This is a genomic window from Mixta sp. (assembly GCF_024610815.1).
Taxonomy (GTDB): Bacteria; Pseudomonadota; Gammaproteobacteria; order Enterobacterales; family Enterobacteriaceae; genus Mixta; species Mixta calida.
The window spans coordinates 1-18,265 of sequence record NZ_JANION010000146.1; the positions used below are offsets into that span (position 1 = coordinate 1).

14 protein-coding genes are annotated in these 18,265 nt (G+C 59.4%); 9 read left to right on the forward strand and 5 right to left on the reverse strand.

The window, feature by feature from the left end; all coding sequences use genetic code 11:
* Nucleotides 1-119: 119 nt before the first annotated feature.
* Both MYY08_RS10665 and ppnP read left to right on the forward strand, forming a co-directional pair.
* Entirely contained in the window at nt 120-794 is a 675-nt protein-coding gene (locus tag MYY08_RS10665) for an AroM family protein (protein ID WP_190296630.1), read from the forward strand.
* Nucleotides 795-871: 77 nt separating this feature from the next.
* Entirely contained in the window at nt 872-1,156 is a 285-nt protein-coding gene (ppnP, locus tag MYY08_RS10670) for a pyrimidine/purine nucleoside phosphorylase (RefSeq protein ID WP_038627663.1), read from the forward strand.
* Nucleotides 1,157-1,197: 41 nt separating this feature from the next.
* Here ppnP and rdgC read toward each other — a convergent pair whose 3' ends face one another.
* Nucleotides 1,198-2,109 carry a recombination-associated protein RdgC gene (gene rdgC, locus MYY08_RS10675; protein ID WP_084970422.1) on the reverse strand — a complete coding sequence of 304 codons (912 nt, stop codon included), beginning with the start codon at nt 2,107-2,109 and terminating at the stop codon, nt 1,198-1,200.
* Nucleotides 2,110-2,255: 146 nt separating this feature from the next.
* On the opposite strand from rdgC, the gene mak reads away from it, so the two are divergent.
* Complete coding sequence (mak, locus tag MYY08_RS10680; protein ID WP_038630101.1) at nt 2,256-3,173, forward strand: fructokinase; 918 nt, start codon at nt 2,256-2,258, stop codon at nt 3,171-3,173.
* Here mak and MYY08_RS10685 read toward each other — a convergent pair.
* From MYY08_RS10685 to sbcD, 3 genes are all read right to left on the reverse strand, one after another.
* A complete protein-coding gene (locus tag MYY08_RS10685) occupies nt 3,170-3,553 on the reverse strand; it encodes a cell envelope integrity TolA C-terminal domain-containing protein (protein ID WP_071883746.1) in 384 nt (127 codons plus the stop codon). The two genes, mak and MYY08_RS10685, sit on opposite strands and share 4 nt — an antisense overlap.
* 67 nt (nt 3,554-3,620) lie before the next feature.
* A complete protein-coding gene (locus MYY08_RS10690) occupies nt 3,621-7,298 on the reverse strand; it encodes an SbcC/MukB-like Walker B domain-containing protein (protein ID WP_288014029.1) in 3,678 nt (1,225 codons plus the stop codon).
* Nucleotides 7,295-8,524: an exonuclease subunit SbcD gene (gene sbcD / locus MYY08_RS10695; RefSeq protein ID WP_084970417.1), complete on the reverse strand. Its 1,230-nt coding sequence runs from the start codon at nt 8,522-8,524 to the stop codon at nt 7,295-7,297. The genes MYY08_RS10690 and sbcD overlap by 4 nt, the downstream gene beginning before the upstream one ends.
* Before the next feature lie 204 nt (nt 8,525-8,728).
* Between sbcD and phoB the strand changes: the two genes are divergently transcribed.
* The 6 genes from phoB (at nt 8,729) to proY (ending at nt 16,339) form a co-directional block, all read left to right on the forward strand.
* On the forward strand, nt 8,729-9,418 hold the full coding sequence (phoB, locus tag MYY08_RS10700) for a phosphate response regulator transcription factor PhoB (protein ID WP_038627659.1): 690 nt from the start codon (nt 8,729-8,731) through the stop codon (nt 9,416-9,418).
* Nucleotides 9,419-9,432: 14 nt separating this feature from the next.
* Nucleotides 9,433-10,752: a phosphate regulon sensor histidine kinase PhoR gene (gene phoR, locus MYY08_RS10705; protein ID WP_038627658.1), complete on the forward strand. Its 1,320-nt coding sequence runs from the start codon at nt 9,433-9,435 to the stop codon at nt 10,750-10,752.
* 12 nt (nt 10,753-10,764) lie between these two features.
* Nucleotides 10,765-11,685, forward strand: coding sequence for a PstS family phosphate ABC transporter substrate-binding protein (locus tag MYY08_RS10710; protein WP_190296631.1), 921 nt, complete (start codon nt 10,765-10,767; stop codon nt 11,683-11,685).
* A 403-nt stretch (nt 11,686-12,088) separates the two neighbouring features.
* Nucleotides 12,089-13,192: a cobalamin-independent methionine synthase II family protein gene (locus MYY08_RS10715; protein ID WP_038627655.1), complete on the forward strand. Its 1,104-nt coding sequence runs from the start codon at nt 12,089-12,091 to the stop codon at nt 13,190-13,192.
* Nucleotides 13,193-13,599: 407 nt separating this feature from the next.
* On the forward strand, nt 13,600-14,919 hold the full coding sequence (brnQ, locus tag MYY08_RS10720; RefSeq protein WP_038627653.1) for a branched-chain amino acid transporter carrier protein BrnQ: 1,320 nt from the start codon (nt 13,600-13,602) through the stop codon (nt 14,917-14,919).
* Between the two features lie 67 nt (nt 14,920-14,986).
* On the forward strand, nt 14,987-16,339 hold the full coding sequence (gene proY, locus MYY08_RS10725; RefSeq protein ID WP_288014036.1) for a proline-specific permease ProY: 1,353 nt from the start codon (nt 14,987-14,989) through the stop codon (nt 16,337-16,339).
* 78 nt (nt 16,340-16,417) lie between these two features.
* Here the strand turns inward: proY and MYY08_RS10730 are convergent.
* On the reverse strand, nt 16,418-18,265 hold a 1,848-nt coding region (locus MYY08_RS10730; protein ID WP_288014038.1), incomplete at its 5' end, for an acyltransferase family protein.

An 18,265-nucleotide genomic window follows, 5' to 3' on the forward strand; every position in this document is an offset into this window, starting at 1 on the left:
ATAACCTGGCCATATACCTTTTCCGCCGGACACATCGAAGACGCGTCGCAAAGCACAATTCTTGCGGTGCCTGCGGTGAACCGCTAAGTCCGGCTATTTACATGGTCGAAGAATAAATAATGAAACAGACACTCGTAATCGTGACCATTGCACACTCTCCGCGCAGCGATATAACCCCGCTGCTGCTTGAACACCTGCCTGAAGAGCAAATATTGCGCGTCTGCCTGCTTGAAGGGCTTTCGGCGGAAGAGATCGAAGAAAAATACGCGCCTAAGGAACATGAACGCACGCTGGTGACGCATCTGCCGGATGGTTCGCCGTTCACGCTCTCCGCAGATAAAGTGGAAGAAGGATTGCAGCAGCTGATCTGGCGGCTGGAGGCGCAGGGCGCCGAAACCATTCTGCTTCTGGGATATGCCGCTGATCGGCTGCAAACGCACAGCGCCGTCCTGCTGGAGCCGGATCGTATTGTACCGCCGCTGGTTAAGGCTATTGTCGACGGACATCAGGTAGGCATCATGATTTCTGCGGAAGATCCGCTGCGACAGCAGGCGATTAAGTGGCGTAATCTGAATCATCCCGCGCGCTTCGCCGTCGCCAGCCCTTATCACAACGATAATGAGACGCTGATCGATGCGGCGCTGCAGTTGCAGGAGCAGGGCGCGGATGTGGTGGTATTGGACAGCCCCGGCTATCACCAACGCCATCGTGATTGCCTTCAGCAGCTGCTGGGCATACCGGTGCTGCTCTCTCATGTGCTGCTGGCAAAAATGGCGGCGGAGCTGCTGGTATAAGCAACAATTGAGATGACAAAGCGCGCGTTTAGCCTCTACACTGCCGATTCATCCATTTTTGGTTTCGGGGAAGTTGCATGCTGAATGTAAGCGAGTACTTTGAAGGGAAAGTGAAGTCGATTGGTTTTACCAGCGCCAGCACCGGGCGCGCCAGCGTGGGCGTAATGGTGGAAGGAGAGTATGCCTTCAGCACCGGACAGCCTGAAGAGATGACGGTCGTCAGCGGCGCCCTGAATGTGCTGCTGCCCGGCGAAACCGAATGGAAAACCTATGAAGCGGGCGGCGTGTTTCACGTGCCCGGCCACTGTGAGTTCCATTTGCAGGTCGCGGAGCCGACCTCTTACCTCTGCCGCTATCTTTAAGCGGCCGTAGTAAGTGCGCCGCCAGCGGCGCACTTACCGGCTTAACGCTGCGCTTCGCCGCCTAACGCTTCCGTCAGATTGCTCACCAGCGCCGCCAGCTCGCTGGTCATCAGAATAAAGTCCGCGTCGAAACGCTGAGCGAAATCTTCACGATCGATATCGTCATTTTGCTCACGCAGCGTGTCGGCAAACTTCAGGCGCTTCAGCGAGCCGTCGTCCGCCAGCACCAGCTGAATGCGTTCCTGCCAGTCCAGCGCCAGTTTCGTCACCAGCTTACCCGCTTCGATATGGTTGGCGATCTCATCGCAGACCAGATCCTGTTTTTTGCAGCGGATAACGCCGCCATCTTCCAGAATCGCTTTCAGCTCCGCTTCATCCATCAGCGCAAAGCCCGCCGGCAGATCGCCGGAGCGCACCCATTCGGTCAGCGTCAGCTCGATCGGGTTTTCCATCGTCAGCGGCACTACCGGCAGTGAACCGATGCTCTTACGCAGCAGCGCCAGAGTGTCCTCCGCCTTTTTCGCGCTGGCGCAGTCCACCATAATCAGGTTATTAACGCTGTCGATCCACAAAAAGGTCTGGCTAAAACGACTGAAGGCGCGCGGTAGCAGGCTGTGCAACACCTCATCTTTCAGCGCGTCCTTTTCGGTCTTTTTCAGCTTGCGCTGCTGTTCCGCTTCCAGCTTCTCGATCTTCGCTTCCAGCGACTGTTTGATCACCGGCGACGGCAGGATCTTCTCTTCTTTGCGGGCGCAGATCAGGATCTGTCCGTTATTGACATGGGTCAGGGCCTCACTGCGCGAACCCATCGGCGAAACCCAGCCGGTTTTCGCCATATCCTGACTGCCACACGGGGAAAAGGAAAACGCAGCGAGTTGTTTTTCCAGGTCGTCTGCGGACAACGGGATGTCACGATTCAGACGATAAATCATCAAATTTTTAAACCACAACATAGGGTTTTCCTTTGCCGGTTGTGCATTAACGCACAGCTCATAAACGGTGCTGCGCATGATAGCGAAACATCGTCGGCGGGTCATTGCCTTTCCTGCCGTCGCCTTCTAATGTGAACAGCATCGGGATAATGAATGAGGAGAAAGCTGTGCGCATTGGCATTGACTTAGGCGGGACAAAAACGGAAGTGATTGCGCTCTCTGACGCAGGCGAGACGCAGTTTCGCCATCGCGTGCCCACGCCGCGCGACGATTACCCGCAGACGTTGCAGGCGATCGTCGATCTGGTTCGGCTGGCGGAGGAGAAAACCGGCGAACGGGGCAGCGTCGGCTTAGGCATTCCCGGCACGCTTTCGCCCTATACCCAGCGGGTGAAAAACGCCAATTCCACCTGGCTTAACGGTCAGCCGCTGGATCGCGATCTGGCGCGCCTGCTGGAGCGCGAGGTGCGCATCGCCAACGACGCCAACTGCCTGGCGGTGTCGGAAGCGGTGGACGGCGCGGCGGCAGGCAAGGCGCTGGTGTTCGCGGTGATTATCGGCACCGGCTCCGGCGCGGGCATCGCCATTAACGGCGTCTCGCGTATCGGCGGCAACGGCAACGCTGGCGAATGGGGCCACAATCCGCTGCCGTGGATGGACGCCGACGAGCTGCGTTACCGCGAAGAAGTGCCCTGCTATTGCGGGCAGCAGGGCTGCATCGAAACCTTCGTCTCCGGCACCGGCTTCACGACCGACTATCATCGACTGAGCGGCAAACGGCTGAGCGGCGCGGAGATTGTGGCGCTGCTGGCGCAGCAGGATCCGCTGGCGGAACTCGCCATGAGCCGCTACGAGCTGCGGCTGGCGAAATCGCTGGCGCAGGTGGTGAACCTGCTCGACCCGGATATTATCGTGCTGGGCGGCGGCATGAGCAACGTCGATCGCCTCTACCAGACGCTGCCGCAGCTGATCAAACCCTGGGTGTTTGGGCGCGAGTGCGAAACGCCGATCGTGAAAGCGCAGCATGGCGACTCCAGCGGCGTGCGCGGCGCCGCCTGGCTCTGGCCGCTGAACAGCAGCGTTTAACCTGCGGCGTCGGGGCTGAAGGTGATGATCGCCTGCTGCGACGCGCCCGGCGGCGGCGCCGGCAACTGCGGCGTGCTGCCTACCGTCTGCCAGGCCTGTAGGCAGAGCGGCTCGTCGCCCTCGGTGCGTAGCACCTGATAACCGCGTCGCGCATCGTAATTCAGCGTCACGTCGCAGCGCTGGCCACGATAGCGTTCGCCGTGAGAAAAGTTGCGCGTGATGCGCCATTGCAACTCTTTTACCCAGGCGCATTCCTTTTTAGCCGACGCGCAGCCAGCGGAAAAGTTGGGCGCGGCGGGGGTTGGCGCTGGCGGCTGGGCGCTATGGCAGGCGCTCAGCAGCAGCGCGAACAGCGGAGCGAAGCGTAAAGCGGACATCATCTTTCCTTCCGGTCTGAGGAGTTTCGTCGCGCACGGTAACATGCGCGGCGCGACGAAAACAGGCGCATCAGACTGAAAATAGCCGGTCCAGTCGGCTGTAGCCCAGACCATTCACCTTCCTGACTTTGATCTGTACCGGAATACGCTCTTTCATCGCGTCGACATGGCTGATTACGCCGATAGTTTTGCCGCTGGCGTTCAGCGCGTCCAGGGCGTCCAGCGCGGTATCGAGCGTATCCGCATCGAGCGTGCCGAAGCCCTCATCCAGGAACAGCGATTCGATACGGGTTTTATGGCTCACCAGATCCGAAAGCGCCAGCGCCAGCGCCAGGCTTACCAGAAAACTTTCGCCGCCCGACAGGGTGCGGGTATCGCGCTTCGCGTCAGCCTGCCAGGTATCCATGACCTGCAACTCCAGCGTATCGGCGGATTTGCGTTGCAGCAGATAGCGTCCGTGCAGGCGATTCAGTTGCTGGTTCGCCAGCCAGACCAGGTGATCGAGCGTCAGCCCCTGGGCGAAGCGGCGGAACTTATCGCCGCTGCTGGAGCCGATCAGCTGATTCAGGTAGCCCCAGTCTTCAGTCTGCTGCGCGTTATCCTCAATGCGCTGCAACAGCGCCTGCTGCTGCTGGCGCTGCGCGTCGTCGCTCTCCAGCTGCTGGCGCAGCTGCCCCTGCTGACGAACAAGGTCACGCAGTCGTTGCTGCTGCGCTTCCAGTCGTGCCTCCAGCTCCGGCAGCGCGGCGCTAAGATCGGCCGGACGGTCGGCAAGATGCTGCGTCAGTCGCGCCTGCGCCTGCTGCGCCACCGCGTTCGCCTGCTGCCGCCGCGCCTCCAGCGCCTGACAGCGGGTGCGTAGCTGCATCGCCTGCTGTTCATCCAGCAGGGCGGCGCGGAAAGCTTCTTCATCGCTGAAATCGCTCTGCGTTAACGCGTCGATAAACTGCGCACTGCACGTTTCATAGCGTTTCTGCGCCGCCTCCTGCTGTTGTGCCAGAGAATTATGCTGTCCGGTCAGGTTATTTAGCCGATCCTGTCCCTGCTGCCAGCGCTGCTGCCGTTCGCGGAGAAGGGCGTCGGCCTGGGCCAGCCGCTGCTGCCACTGTTGACGCACCTCCGACACCGCGCTGTCGCCCAGCAGCTGATGACGCTGTTGACGCAGCTCGCTCAGCTTTCGCCGCTGCGACTGCGCCAGCTGTTCCGCCCGTTCCCGCTGTTGCGCCAGCTGCGTCAGTTCGTCATCGATGCCGCGCAGCGCGGTGTCGCAGGCGGCAAGGCGCGCGGCGATATCGGCCAATAGCTGTTCGCTTTTCTGCCAGCTCCGCCACGCCTCCTGACGATCCTCAAGCCAGGCCTGCTGCGCCTGCGGCTCCGGCAGCGTCAGCTGATGCTGCGTCAGCTCCTGCGTCAGAGCTTCGTCCAGCAGCGCCAGCTGTTCGCTTAACTGCCGCTGCTGCTGTTCCGCCTCCTGCCGTTGCTGACGCAGATAGCCCAGCTGTTGTTCCGCCAGCTGGCGCGCCTGATGCTGCTGTTGCCAGCGCTGCTGACAGGCCGCCAGCGCCTCTTTCGCCTGCTGATAAAGGCGTGCGGCGCCTTCGCGCTGTTGCAGCTGCGCCTGAAGCTCGCTCTCCTGCCGTTCCTGCTGTTCGATCCAGGCGCTGAGTCCCGCTTCGTCTTCCGGCGCCAGCGTCAGTTCGGCGGCGGCCAGCAGCGTATGCCACTCATCCTGCTGGCGCGTCAGTTCGGCGCTCAGCGTCTGCTGTTGCTGCATCAGCCGCTGCTGCTGGCTTTGCAACGCCTTCAGCTGCTCGCCGCAGGTGACGCCTTCGATGCGCAGCTGCTCTTCCTGCTGGCGCACGTTCTCCAGCCGCTGCTGATTCTCGTTCAGCGTCAGGGTTTGATAGTGCGCCACCGCCGGATGCTCGGTGGCGCCGCAGAGCGGACAGGGCTCGCCGGCGATCAGGCGGGCGCGCTCCTGCTCCAGACTGACGATGCGCTGCTCCAGCTCCAGGCGCTTTTGCAGGTCGATCCGGTGCTGGTGCTTCTCTTTCCACGCCTGGCGACGCTGTTCCAGCTGCTGCGTTTGCTGCACGATTAGTTCATCCAGCGCCAGCAGCTCCTGCTGCTGTTGCGTATGACGCTGGCTGAGAGGGCGCAGGGTGGAAAAGCAGATCGCCAGCTTTTGCCGTAGCGGTCGCTGCCGCTGCTGTTGCTCCAGCTGACGGCGCAGCGCGCTTTCCGGCTGCTGCTCTTCTAACGCAGTAAGCGCTTGCTCAGCCTGTGCCGCGTGCTGACGCGCGCGTTCAAGCTCGCTTTCCAGCGGCGTCGACGCTGAAGCGAGTCGATCGGACAGCTGCTGCTGTTCATTCAGCTGCTGCTGATGCTGGCGCTGTTTTTCCTGCATCGCCGTCAGGTTCTGTCGCAGCTGTTGCTGCTGCTGAAAACGCTCGCGCCAGCCGCCCAGCCGCTCGCCCCAGTCCGCCACTCCGGCATGGTCGCGGCGCCACTGTTGCTCTTGCTGCTGCTGCGAAAGCAGGGTCTGCCGTTCGTCGCTGAGCTGGCGTCGGCGCTGCTCGCGCTGCTGCTGCGTGCGCTGGCTTTCCTCCAGATTCTGTTGTTGCAGCGTCAGCTGCTGCGTCAGGGTAGCGATCTGATGGTCGAGCGGGATCACCTGGTCGTTGATCAGCGTTTCCTGCTGACGCCACTGGTCGTTGAGCCGTTTATTCTCCTGTTCGGCCAGCAACTGCGCCTGTTGCATTGTAAGTAACTGCTCGCTTTCGAGTTTGAGCGCGGCAGTCAGCTGCTGCGTTTGCTGCGCCAGCTGTTGCAGATCCTGCTGTAGCTGGCTGCGCTGTTGCCAGAGCGGACGCAGCTTTTCCGCCGGTTCCGCCCGCGCCAGCTGCTGACGCGCCGGTTCCGCCTGTTGCCAGTCGCTTTCCGCCTGACGCTGAGCGTCGGCGGCCTGCTCCGTTTCCTGAGTCAGACGCTGCTGCTGGCTGAGCCACTGGTGTTGCTGCTGAGTAAGCGCTAACTGTTTTTGCAGCTCTTGTTCCTGCTGCGTCAGTGCGCCTAATGCCTGCTCAAGTTCCTGACGCGCCGCCGGCTCCAGCAGCGCCATGCCCGCCGCCCGCGCGCGCAACTGGTCCAGCTCGATGCGCGCCTGCTTGTGCTGTTCATAGATGCGCGCGGAAAGCTGGCCGTAGATCTCGGTGCCGGTCAGCTCCTCCAGCAGTTCGGCGCGGTCGTTGGCGTCGGCGTTGAGAAACGCGGCGAACTGCCCCTGCGACAGCATCATCGATTTGGTGAAGCGGGCAAAGTCGAGTCCGGTTAGCTGGGCGATCATCTCCAGCTTATCTTTAACCTTGTCGGCGACGATAACATTGTCCGCGCAGCGCGCCAGCTCGACGCGCGGCGCCTGCAGGTTGCCGTCCACCGCGCCGCGCGCCCGGTTCTGACTCCAGAAGGCGCGCCAGGCTTCGCCTTTGACCTCAAATTCCACCTCGGCCAGACATTCAGCGGTATCGCGGCTGATCAGCTCGTTCTGCGTTTGCGAGATTTTGCCCAGCCGCGAGGTTTCGTGATAGAGCGCCAGGCAGATGGCGTCGAGCAGGGTGGTTTTACCGGCGCCGGTGGGGCCGGTAATGGCGAACAGGCCGCTGCTGGCGAACGGTTCGCGGGTGAAGTCGATTTTCCACTCGCCCTTCAGCGAGTTGATATTTTTAAAGCGCAGCGAAAGGATTTTCATGGCTGGCTCTCCTCGCCATGATGCAGCGCCTCCAGCGTGCCGCTGAACAGCTGACGCACGCGCTGTAGCCGCGCCTCGTCGGTCTCTTCCTCCTGTTCCAGCCGCCGCTCGAACACCTCTTCAACCTTGAGCTCGCTCAGCGTCTCGTTTTGCAGGCGCGCCAGCGCGCGTTCGCGCAGTTCGCGACTGCGGCGCATCAGCAGCACCTCGACCGGCAGTCCTTCCGTCAGCGCCTGAATATGCTGCTGCATATTGTGCAGGTACTCTTGGGTGGTGATTTCGATATCGAGCCAGACCGGCTGTTCCGGGCTGGCGTCGGCAAACGGCTTCAGCTGCGCCTCGATTTCCGCCAGCGTGCCTTTGATCGTTTGCATCGGCTGGAAGCAGGGCACCGGCAGCGGCGTGACGCGCGCCAGTTTGCCGTCGGCAAAACTTACCAGAAAGACGCTTTTCTCGCTGCCCAGCTCGTCGAAGCTGAGCGGCAGCGGCGACCCGCTGTAGCGAATATGCTCGCTGTTGGCGATGCGCTGCGCACGATGGATATGACCCAGCGCGATATAGTCGGCGGGCGGAAACGCCTGCGCAGGAAAGGCGTCGAGCGTGCCGATATAGATATCGCGCACCGCTTCGCTCTTACTGACGCCGACGGTGGTGAGATGACCGGTGGCGATCACCGGCAGCGGCGTCGTCGCCTGTTCGCTCAGCCTGCGCGCATGCTGATAGCTGCGCTGATAGTGTTGCGTGATGGCGCTGAGCAGCGTCAGCTGCTTCTGCTCGCCGGACTGGCCCGCCTGGCTGCGCATAATATCGCGCGGGCGCAGGTAGGGGATGGCGCAGAGGATAGCGCCCGGCTCGCCCTGGCGCGTTTTCAGGGTAAGCACTTGCTCTTCGGGATTGCCGCTGGCGGCGGCGATCACCTGCGCATTCAGACAGGCGAGCAGCTCGCGCGATTCGTTAAGGGTGGCGACGGAGTCATGGTTGCCGCCCAGCACAATCAGCTGGCAGCCGGTGCGTTGCAAATCCACCACGAAACGGTTGTAGAGTTCGCGCGCGTAGCTGGGAGGCGAGCCGGTATCGAAAATATCGCCCGCCACGATCACCGCATCCACCTGATGCTCCTCCACGCGGTCGATCAGCCAGTTAAAAAAGGCCTGATGCTCGGCGGCCCGACTGCGGGTATAGAAAAACTGGCCGAGATGCCAGTCTGAAGTATGGATAATGCGCATAGAACTCCCAGCTAAAAGCAGAACGCCGGAGGCGATTATAACCAGAGCGCTGGCGCAGACCAGGTAAAATCCGCTGCGAGCACGTCACAAAAGCGTTACTTAAGCGTCGCGCAGCCCGTGCATTTTTCATAAATCTGTCATAAAACTGACGCATAATGACGCCGCAAATTCCCGTGACAGAACGTCACATTCGCAGGAGCAATAATGGCTAAGCGCATTCTGGTTGTCGAAGATGAAGCCCCCATCAGGGAAATGTTGTGTTTCGTGTTGGAGCAGAACGATTATCAGCCGATAGAGGCGGATGATTACGACAGCGCTGTTAACCTGCTTATCGAACCCTGGCCCGATCTGATCCTGCTGGACTGGATGCTGCCCGGCGGCAGCGGCATTCAGTTTATTAAACATCTCAAGCGCGAAGCGATGACGCGCGACATTCCGGTGATGATGCTGACGGCGCGCGGCGAAGAAGAAGATCGCGTGCGTGGTCTGGAAGTGGGCGCTGACGACTACATTACCAAACCCTTCTCGCCGAAAGAGCTGGTGGCGCGCATCAAAGCGGTAATGCGCCGCATTTCGCCGATGGCGGTGGAAGAGGTGATTGAAATTCAGGGATTGAGCCTCGACCCTTCCTCGCACCGCGTCATGTCGGACACCACGCCGCTGGAAATGGGCCCGACCGAATATAAGCTGCTGCACTTTTTTATGACGCACCCGGAGCGCGTCTACAGCCGCGAACAGCTGTTGAACAACGTCTGGGGCACCAACGTCTACGTAGAAGATCGCACGGTGGACGTGCATATACGCCGCCTGCGCAAAGCACTGGAGCTGACCGGACACGATCGGATGGTGCAAACCGTACGTGGAACGGGGTATCGTTTCTCCGCGCGTTACTGATCGGAGTTTGCCTCGTGCTGGAACGCCTCTCCTGGAAGAGACTTTTACTGGAACTGCTGTTGGTCTGCCTGCCGGCGCTGCTACTCGGCCTGCTGACCGGCTATCTCCCCTGGTTCCTGCTGGGCGCCGTGCTGCTGTTGCTGGGCTGGCATTTCTGGAATCTGCTGCGGCTGTCGCACTGGCTGTGGACCGACCGCACCATGACGCCGCCCACCGGCCAGGCGAGCTGGGAGCCGCTGTTTTATGGCCTTTACCAGATGCAGCTGCGCAACCGCCGTCGCCGCCGCGAGCTGGGCAACCTGATCAAACGCTTTCGCAGCGGCGCGGAGTCGCTGCCTGACGCGGTGGTGCTAACGACCGACGAAGGCACTATTTTCTGGTGCAACGGCCTGGCGCAGCAGCATCTGGGGCTGCGCTGGCCGGAAGATAACGGCCAGAATATCCTTAACCTGCTGCGCTATCCTGAGTTTTCGCGCTATCTGCGCCAGCAGGAGTTTTCCCGTCCGCTGACGCTGGTGATGAACAACCAGCTGCATATGGAGTTCCGCGTGATGCCCTACAGCGAAGGCCAGTGGCTGCTGGTAGCGCGCGACGTGACGCAGATGCATCAGCTGGAAGGGGCGCGGCGCAACTTTTTCGCTAACGTCAGCCACGAGCTGCGCACGCCGCTGACGGTGTTGCAGGGCTACCTGGAGATGATGGGCGACGCGGTGCTGGAAGGCAAAGCGCGCGAAAAGGCGCTGCAAACCATGCAGGAGCAGACGCGGCGCATGGACGGGCTGGTGAAACAGCTGCTGACGCTGTCGCGCATCGAGGCGGCGCCCGCCATCGATCTGGCGGAGAAGGTCGACGTGCCGATGATGCTGCGGCTGCTGCAGCGCGAAGCGGAGACGCTCAGCGGCGGACGCCACGAGATTGCCTTTCATACCGATCCGCACCTGAAAGTTTTCGGCAACGAGGAGCAATTGCGCAGCGCCATCTCCAATCTGGTCTATAACGCGGTGAACCATACGCCGGAAGGAACGCGCATTGACGTCTGCTGGCTGCATAACAAACAGGGAGCGCTGTTCGCCGTGAAGGATAACGGGCCGGGCATCGCCGTCGAGCATCTGCCGCGCCTCACCGAACGCTTTTACCGCGTCGATAAGGCGCGATCGCGCGCCACCGGCGGCAGCGGGCTGGGGCTGGCGATTGTGAAACATGCCCTGAGCCATCACGGATCGCGCTTAACTATCACCAGCGAGCCGCATAAAGAGACCTGTTTCAGCTTTATTCTGCCGACAAGGTTGATTGTCGGCCCGCAACTGCCGGACAATGCGGCGCATAAATCCTGATGGACGCCAGGCATGAAAGTGATCATTACCGTAGCACTGCTGCTTTTTTCCGGCGCGCTGCAGGCTAAACCTGCGATACTGGCGGGCAATCTTAGCAGCGTCGGTTCCGATACGCTCGGCAACCTGATGGCGCTGTGGGGCGAAAGTTTTAACCGCCAGTATCCAGGCGTCAACGTACAGGTGCAGGCGGCGGGGTCCTCTACCGCGCCCACCGCTTTGGCTGCGGGCGCCGCGCAGCTGGGCGCCATGAGTCGACCGATGCAGCCGGCTGAACGCCAGCTGTTTCAGCAGCGCTACGGCTATCCGCCGCTGGCGGTGCCGGTGGCGCTGGACGCGCTGGTGGTCGTAGTGAATCAGGATAATCCGCTAACCCAGCTTAACGCACGGCAGCTGGACGCCATCTTTTCCATTACCCGTCGCTGCGGCGCTGCGTCTGCGCCGCGCGCCTGGGGCGACCTGCAATTGACGCAGCCCGGCTGGCGGCAGCGGCCATTGCAACGCTTGGGCCGCAACTCCGCATCGGGCACCTGGGGCTACTTTAAGCAGCAGGCGCTGTGCGGCGGTGATTTCCGTCAGGACGTCGGCGAATATCCCGGCTCGGCGGCGGTGGTGCAGGCGGTGGCCGCCAACCTCAACGCCATCGGCTACGCCAGCTTTGGGTTTCATATCAGCGGCGTAAAAATGCTGGCGCTGGCGAAAGAGGGTGAGGCGGTGATGCCTGATGCGACTACGATCCGCAGCGGTCGCTACCCCTACGCGCGACCGCTCTATATCTATATCAATAAGCCGCCGGGCAAGGCGCCGGAGCCGCTGACCGCCGCGTTTCTGCGTCAGGTGCTGTCGCCGGAAGGACAGGCGCTGGTCAGCCAGGCGGGCTACCTGCCGCTTTCCGATCGGCAGATTGCTGAGGCGAAAGCGCTGTTGCAGCTCTGATGATGCGCTTGCGTCGTCGTTTTTAACGCAGGGCGTTACGCTTTTGTCGCTGGCTTCGTCACCGTAGTGCAGGAGTATGTTTTCCTCTCGTCTGCGGCAGGAATATCGCTCCGCTGTTTTACTTTTTTCCGGCGCGTCTGAGGGAGATTCAACGTCTTATGACCGTTTCTCATGATGTCAGCCTGTTTGCATTGCCCTAAAGGCGTTTTTACAGACGTTTCACCCGTTAACATGAATATTATTCATGGTTAATGAAATTTCTTCCCTTGCCGCCTGCTAAAAGTCATGAGAGTCTGCTTTCAGACATATAGACATCCAGAAGTCTTAAAAATAAGAGTCTGAAACTATTTCACCGGTAAACCAACGGGGCGGGATCATCGCCTCGTAACAGGAGTTGAACGTCATGCAAAGAACAACTGCCCCTTTCCGCGCCGACGTGGTTGGCAGCTTTTTACGTCCGGCCGCCATCAAGCGCGCCCGCGAGCAGTTTGCCGCGGGCGAGATTGACGCCGCCGCGCTGCGCCGCGTGGAAGATGAAGAGATCCACCATGTCGTTGAGCAGCAGCTGGCTGCCGGATTACAGGTCGTGACCGACGGCGAATTCCGCCGCGCCTGGTGGCACTTCGATTTCTTCGATGGCTTACAGGGTGTGGAACGCTATGAGGCGGAGCAGGGCATCCAGTTCAACGGCATTCAAACCAAAGCGCGCGGCGTGCGCGTTACCGGCAAGCTCGGCTTCGGCGACCATCCGATGCTGGAAGATTTCCGCTACCTGAACAGTATCAGCGGCGATGCAGTGGCGAAAATGACTATCCCCAGCCCAAGCGTGCTGCATTTCCGCGGCGGCCGTAAAATGATCGACGCTGAAGTCTATCCCGATCTGGCGGACTATTTCGACGACCTGGCGCAGACTTACCGCGACGCCATCAAAGCATTCTATGACGCGGGCTGCCGCTATCTGCAGCTCGACGATACCGTCTGGGCCTATCTCTGCTCGGAAGATCAGAAACGTCAGATCCGTGAGCGCGGCGACAACCCGGACGAGCTGGCACAGACCTATGCGCGTGTGCTGAATAAGGCGTTGGAAGGCAAGCCGGCCGATCTGACCGTCGGGCTGCATGTTTGCCGCGGCAACTTCCGCTCGACCTGGATTTCCGAAGGCGGTTATGAACCGGTGGCGGAGATCCTGTTCGGCGGCGTCAACATCGATGCGTTCTTCCTTGAATATGACAATGAACGTTCCGGCGGCTTCGAACCGCTGCGCTATATCAAGCCGGGCCATCAGCAGGTGGTGCTGGGCCTGATCACCACCAAAGAGGGCGCGCTGGAAGATCCGCAGACCGTGAAGGCGCGCATCGCCGAAGCGGCGCAGTATGTCGATATCAATCAGATCTGCCTCAGCCCGCAGTGCGGTTTCGCCTCGACGGAAGAGGGGAACAATCTGAGCGAGGCGCAGCAGTGGGAAAAACTGCGCCTGGTGGTGGATATCGCGAAAAACGTCTGGTAACTGGCGTAAATTTGTGCAGACAGGCGCGTGAAAACGCGCCTTTTGTGCATGCGGCCAGGATTAAATGAAGAAAATAACGCCGGGCTGGCGAAAAAAAAGTCACATCATGTAATGTCCTTTAGTCATAATTTGAAGTGATTCTCTGGTCTGAAATCTATATTCGTTATATCGTTCTGCTTTTCCGATCCTGTATTGCCTTTCTCCGCTATAAACGTTTTACTTATGCCCCTTATCGCGGTTTCCCTCTGTGAAAAGAACAAAATCAGCTCAAATCACCTGCGCCTGGCGTCGTGAATCAGCATAAATTCAGGTAATTGCCTGAGTCGCCAGCATTTGTAGCGCAGAGAGGGTGCGGTAAGCCTTAACACAACATCCACCGCAACATCAGTAGCAGGCAATACAGTTCTATGACACATCGTTTAACGTCGAAAGACATCATTGCGCTGGGCTTTATGACGTTCGCCCTGTTTGTCGGCGCAGGCAATATTATCTTCCCTCCTATGGTTGGTTTGCAGTCAGGCGAGCATGTCTGGATTGCGGCGCTTGGTTTCCTGGTAACCGCAGTCGGTCTGCCCGTGATAACGGTCATCGCGCTGGCGCGCGTGGGCGGCGGCATCGACGCGCTCAGCACCCCGATCGGCAAAGCGGCCGGCGTGCTGCTGGCGACGGTCTGCTATCTCGCCGTGGGACCGCTGTTCGCCACACCGCGTACCGCCACCGTTTCGTTTGAGATCGGCATTGCGCCGCTGACCGGCGACGGCGCGCTGCCGCTGCTGGTTTACAGCCTGGTCTACTTTGCGCTGGTGATTGGCGTATCGCTCTATCCGGGCAAACTGCTGGATACCGTTGGTCATATTCTCGCGCCGCTGAAAATTTTCGCGCTGGTGGTGCTGGGTATTGCCGCGCTGCTGTGGCCGGCGGGCAGCCCGATCACCGCGACCGACGCCTATCAGAATGCGGCGTTCTCCAGCGGCTTCGTTAACGGCTATCTCACTATGGATACGCTGGGCGCGCTGGTCTTCGGCATCGTTATCGTCAACGCCGCGCGTTCCCGCGGCGTGGAAGAGGCGAGTCTGTTGACGCGCTACACCATTCTGGCGGGTCTGATCGCTGGCGTCGGCCTGACGCTGGTCTACCTGAGCCTGTTTAAGCTGGGCGCGGGCAGCGGTTCGCTGGCCGATCAGAACGCCAACGGCGCCGCGATCCTGCACGCCTATGTGCAGCATACCTTTGGCGGCATGGGCAGCTTCTTCCTCGCCGCGCTGATCTTCATCGCCTGCATGGTGACGGCAGTCGGCCTGACCTGCGCCTGCGCTGAGTTCTTCGCGCAATACCTGCCGTTTTCCTATAAAACGCTGGTGTTTATCCTCGGCCTGTTCTCGATGGTGGTCTCCAACCTCGGCCTGAGCCACCTGATTCAGATCTCCATTCCGGTGCTGACGGCGATCTATCCGCCCTGCATCGTCCTGGTTGTTTTGAGTTTTACCCTGAGCTGGTGGAACAAAACCACGCGTATCGTTGCGCCGACCATGCTTGTTAGCCTGGTATTTGGTATCATCGACGCGATTAAAAGCACCGGCTTTAAAGATGCGTTGCCCGCCATCAGCCAGCACCTGCCGCTGGCCGAACAGGGACTTGCCTGGCTGCCGCCTTCGCTGGTCATGCTGCTTATTGCGGCGATCGCCGACCGCCTGATGGGCCAGCAACAGGTCAGGGCGCATCATTAAACCTGATTCATTCAGTTTAACCACGGGCTTGCCCGTGGTTTTTCATTTCCACAGGTAAGATGTCACTATGCAAGAAACCAATAAGCTCAAACGGGGATTGAGCACACGCCATATCCGTTTTATGGCGCTGGGGTCGGCGATTGGTACCGGACTGTTTTACGGTTCTGCCGATGCAATAAAAATGGCCGGGCCGAGCGTGCTGCTGGCCTATATTATCGGCGGCGCGGTAGCCTATATCATCATGCGCGCGCTGGGCGAGATGTCCGTCAACAATCCACAGTCCAGTTCCTTCTCGCGCTACGCACAGGATTACCTCGGTCCGATGGCGGGCTATATCACCGGCTGGACCTACTGTTTTGAAATTCTGATTGTCGCCATTGCTGACGTGACGGCGTTCGGCATCTATATGGGCGTCTGGTTCCCGGAAGTGCCGCACTGGATTTGGGTGCTGAGCGTAGTGCTGGTAATCGGCGGCATCAATCTGATGAGCGTCAAAGCTTTCGGTGAAGTGGAGTTCTGGTTCTCGTTCTTTAAGGTCGCCACCATCATCATCATGATCGTGGCGGGCTTAGGGATGATTATCTGGGGCATCGGCAATGGCGGCGAGCCGACCGGCATCCATAATCTCTGGACCAACGGCGGCTTCTTCGCCCACGGCGTCGTCGGCATGCTGCTGTCGCTGCAAATGGTGATGTTCGCCTACGGCGGCATTGAAATTATCGGCATTACCGCCGGTGAAGCGGAAGACCCGGAAAAATCGATTCCGCGCGCCATCAACTCGGTGCCGTGGCGTATCCTGGTGTTTTACGTCGGCACGCTGTTTGTGATTATGTCAATCTATCCCTGGAATCAGGTAGGCACGCAGGGCAGTCCGTTTGTACTGACCTTCCAGCATTTAGGCATCGCGGCGGCGGCGTCGATTCTGAACTTCGTGGTGCTGACCGCCTCGCTGTCGGCAATCAACAGCGACGTGTTCGGCGTGGGACGCATGCTGCACGGCATGGCGCAGCAGGGCCATGCGCCGAAGATGTTTATGAAAGTGTCGGATCGCGGCATTCCGTGGGTAACGGTCGTAGTGATGATGCTGGCGATGCTGGTGGCGGTTTATCTTAACTACCTGATGCCGGAAAAAGTGTTTCTGGTGATCGCTTCGCTGGCGACTTTCGCCACCGTCTGGGTATGGATTATGATCCTGTGCTCGCAGATCGCCTTCCGTCGAACGCTGAACAAGCAGCAGGAGAAAGCGCTAAAGTTCGCTATGCCGGGCGGCCGCTATACCGCCGCATTCGGCGTGCTGTTCCTGCTCTTTATTATCGGCTTGATTGGTTATTTCCCGGATACGCGCGTGTCGCTCTACGTCGGCGCCATCTGGATAGTGCTGCTGCTGGCAGGTTATAAGCTGATGATGCGACGTCGTTAATTTGCTCCATAAAAAAGCCGCAGCGATGCGGCTTTTTTTGTGCCCGTGGAAGCGTGGATCAACGCTCTGTTTTCTGTATCAGAGCCGGTCGCCCAGCGCGATGTTGCTGCCCAGCTCGGTCAGGTGATTAGCGTCATAATAGAGCGGCATATTATCTCTGGAGATAAGGCATCCCTCCGTCGAACAGAGATTTTCTTTTATCGACACCACCTTCACGCCGCGATCGCGCCAGGCGGTTAACATGCGCTCCATCTTAAGCTCCGGCAGATGGAACAGGTGGGTGCGGTCGCCTGGCATTGGCATGCCGTTCCAGCGTGTCAGAAACTGATTCAATTCCTTACGCAGCGGAATATTGCGGTTGTTATGCAGGCGCAGCGGATCGACATCAAGATTAGGCACATCTTCGATGATGGTGATTTTTTTACCTGCCGCCTGCAGGCGGGCAATGGCCTGCTCCATCCCCTGATTGAAGGCGACGTAGTTATCGTCGATATTCCCGGCGATATCGCGGTAACCAAAACCAGGAAGGATACTGATGCCGGACGTCCAGTAGGCGGAGATGATGACCTCATCGACTTTATCGCTTAGCGCAATATTCATTGCCGCCTCATTAAACTGCTGACATTGCCGCGCATGGTTCGGGTGATCGGAGACGTAGCGGGTAACGCCAGCCAGGAAAGGGCAGGATGCTTTAGTAATTTGCAGCAAAGGCTTATGTTTCTTCAATGCATATTGCGCCACCGCGCTGCGCAACGCGGCCGCATGGCTGTCGCCGAGCAGCGCAACGCCCGGCGTGGAGGTATCCGGCAGGCACAATTTATTGTAAGAAGGCGTACTGGTTCCATAGTCGCGCAGGCAGGGGTTGCTTTGCGCCGTAATTTTATACTTTTCACCCTCGTTCACCAGATCGTTCATACGATATTTCAGTCCGCCCATCATATAGGCCGAAAAGAATGCGACGGCCGCCACGCTGGAAATCAGGCAGTAGCCAGCGATGACCTTACGGTCGCTGCCGCTGGGCCGACGAAAGGGCTGTTCCACCCAATGCCAGGAGAGGGCCGCCACGGCGAAAGCCAGGGCGCAGATGACCAGCGCCTGTGTGACGTTCAGAGGACGATCGCTGCAGATGCGGGCGATGCTGAGTAACGGCCAGTGCCAGAGATACCATGAATAGGATACTTTACCGATATAACGCATTGGGCGGTTTTCCAGCAGCCAGCGGCTGATGGAGCCTCGCGCCGCCAGCAGCAGCACCGCGCCCAGTACCGGCAGCAAGGCTAAAAAACCGGGAAAGCTGTTGCCTTTCTCCAGCAGCATCGCGGGCAATATCAACAATAGCAGGCCGCTAAGCGTCAGGCTGTTCGCCGCTTTGCCGCCGACGGGCTGTGGCAGATAAAGCGCCAGCAGCACGCCTGCACCCAGTTCCCAGGCGCGGGTATGCAGCAGGTAAAAGGCGTTTTTCACATTTACCGGCGTCAGGATAATACTGGCGACCAGCGACAGCAGCGACAATGTCCAGATAACAGTCTTCGCCGACCAGCGTCGGCGGCTGGCCAACAGCAGAATAAAAGGCAGAATAAAGTAGAATTGCTCTTCAATTCCCAGCGACCAGGTCATCAACAGCGGATTTAAATCGGCTGAGCTGCTGAAGTAGTCGCTGCCTTTTAATAACGCGACGTTAGGCAAAGAGAGGAAAACGAAGGTGCCATATTTAGTGAGATCGCGGAATTCCAGCGGGGATAAAAGGAGATAACAGAGGGCGAAAATAACGGCCATCATAAAGAACAGCGCCGGGGCAATACGCCGAATTCGCCGAATATAGAAATTTTTAAAACTAAAAACGCCCTGACCGATTTCTTTATTAATAATGCCGCCGATCAGAAAACCGGAAATCACGAAAAAGGCGTCAACGCCGATAAAACCACC

Bases quoted from the DNA above. Each gene is read 5' to 3' on its own strand.
- MYY08_RS10665 (WP_190296630.1), top strand. From the start codon at position 120: ATGAAACAGACACTCGTAATCGTGACCATTGCACACTCTCCGCGCAGC.
- ppnP (WP_038627663.1), top strand. From the start codon at position 872: ATGCTGAATGTAAGCGAGTACTTTGAAGGGAAAGTGAAGTCGATTGGT.
- rdgC (WP_084970422.1), bottom strand. From the start codon at position 2,109: ATGTTGTGGTTTAAAAATTTGATGATTTATCGTCTGAATCGTGACATC.
- MYY08_RS10685 (WP_071883746.1), bottom strand. From the start codon at position 3,553: ATGATGTCCGCTTTACGCTTCGCTCCGCTGTTCGCGCTGCTGCTGAGC.
- MYY08_RS10690 (WP_288014029.1), bottom strand. From the start codon at position 7,298: ATGAAAATCCTTTCGCTGCGCTTTAAAAATATCAACTCGCTGAAGGGC.
- sbcD (WP_084970417.1), bottom strand. From the start codon at position 8,524: ATGCGCATTATCCATACTTCAGACTGGCATCTCGGCCAGTTTTTCTAT.
- phoB (WP_038627659.1), top strand. From the start codon at position 8,729: ATGGCTAAGCGCATTCTGGTTGTCGAAGATGAAGCCCCCATCAGGGAA.
- MYY08_RS10710 (WP_190296631.1), top strand. From the start codon at position 10,765: ATGAAAGTGATCATTACCGTAGCACTGCTGCTTTTTTCCGGCGCGCTG.
- MYY08_RS10715 (WP_038627655.1), top strand. From the start codon at position 12,089: ATGCAAAGAACAACTGCCCCTTTCCGCGCCGACGTGGTTGGCAGCTTT.
- brnQ (WP_038627653.1), top strand. From the start codon at position 13,600: ATGACACATCGTTTAACGTCGAAAGACATCATTGCGCTGGGCTTTATG.
- proY (WP_288014036.1), top strand. From the start codon at position 14,987: ATGCAAGAAACCAATAAGCTCAAACGGGGATTGAGCACACGCCATATC.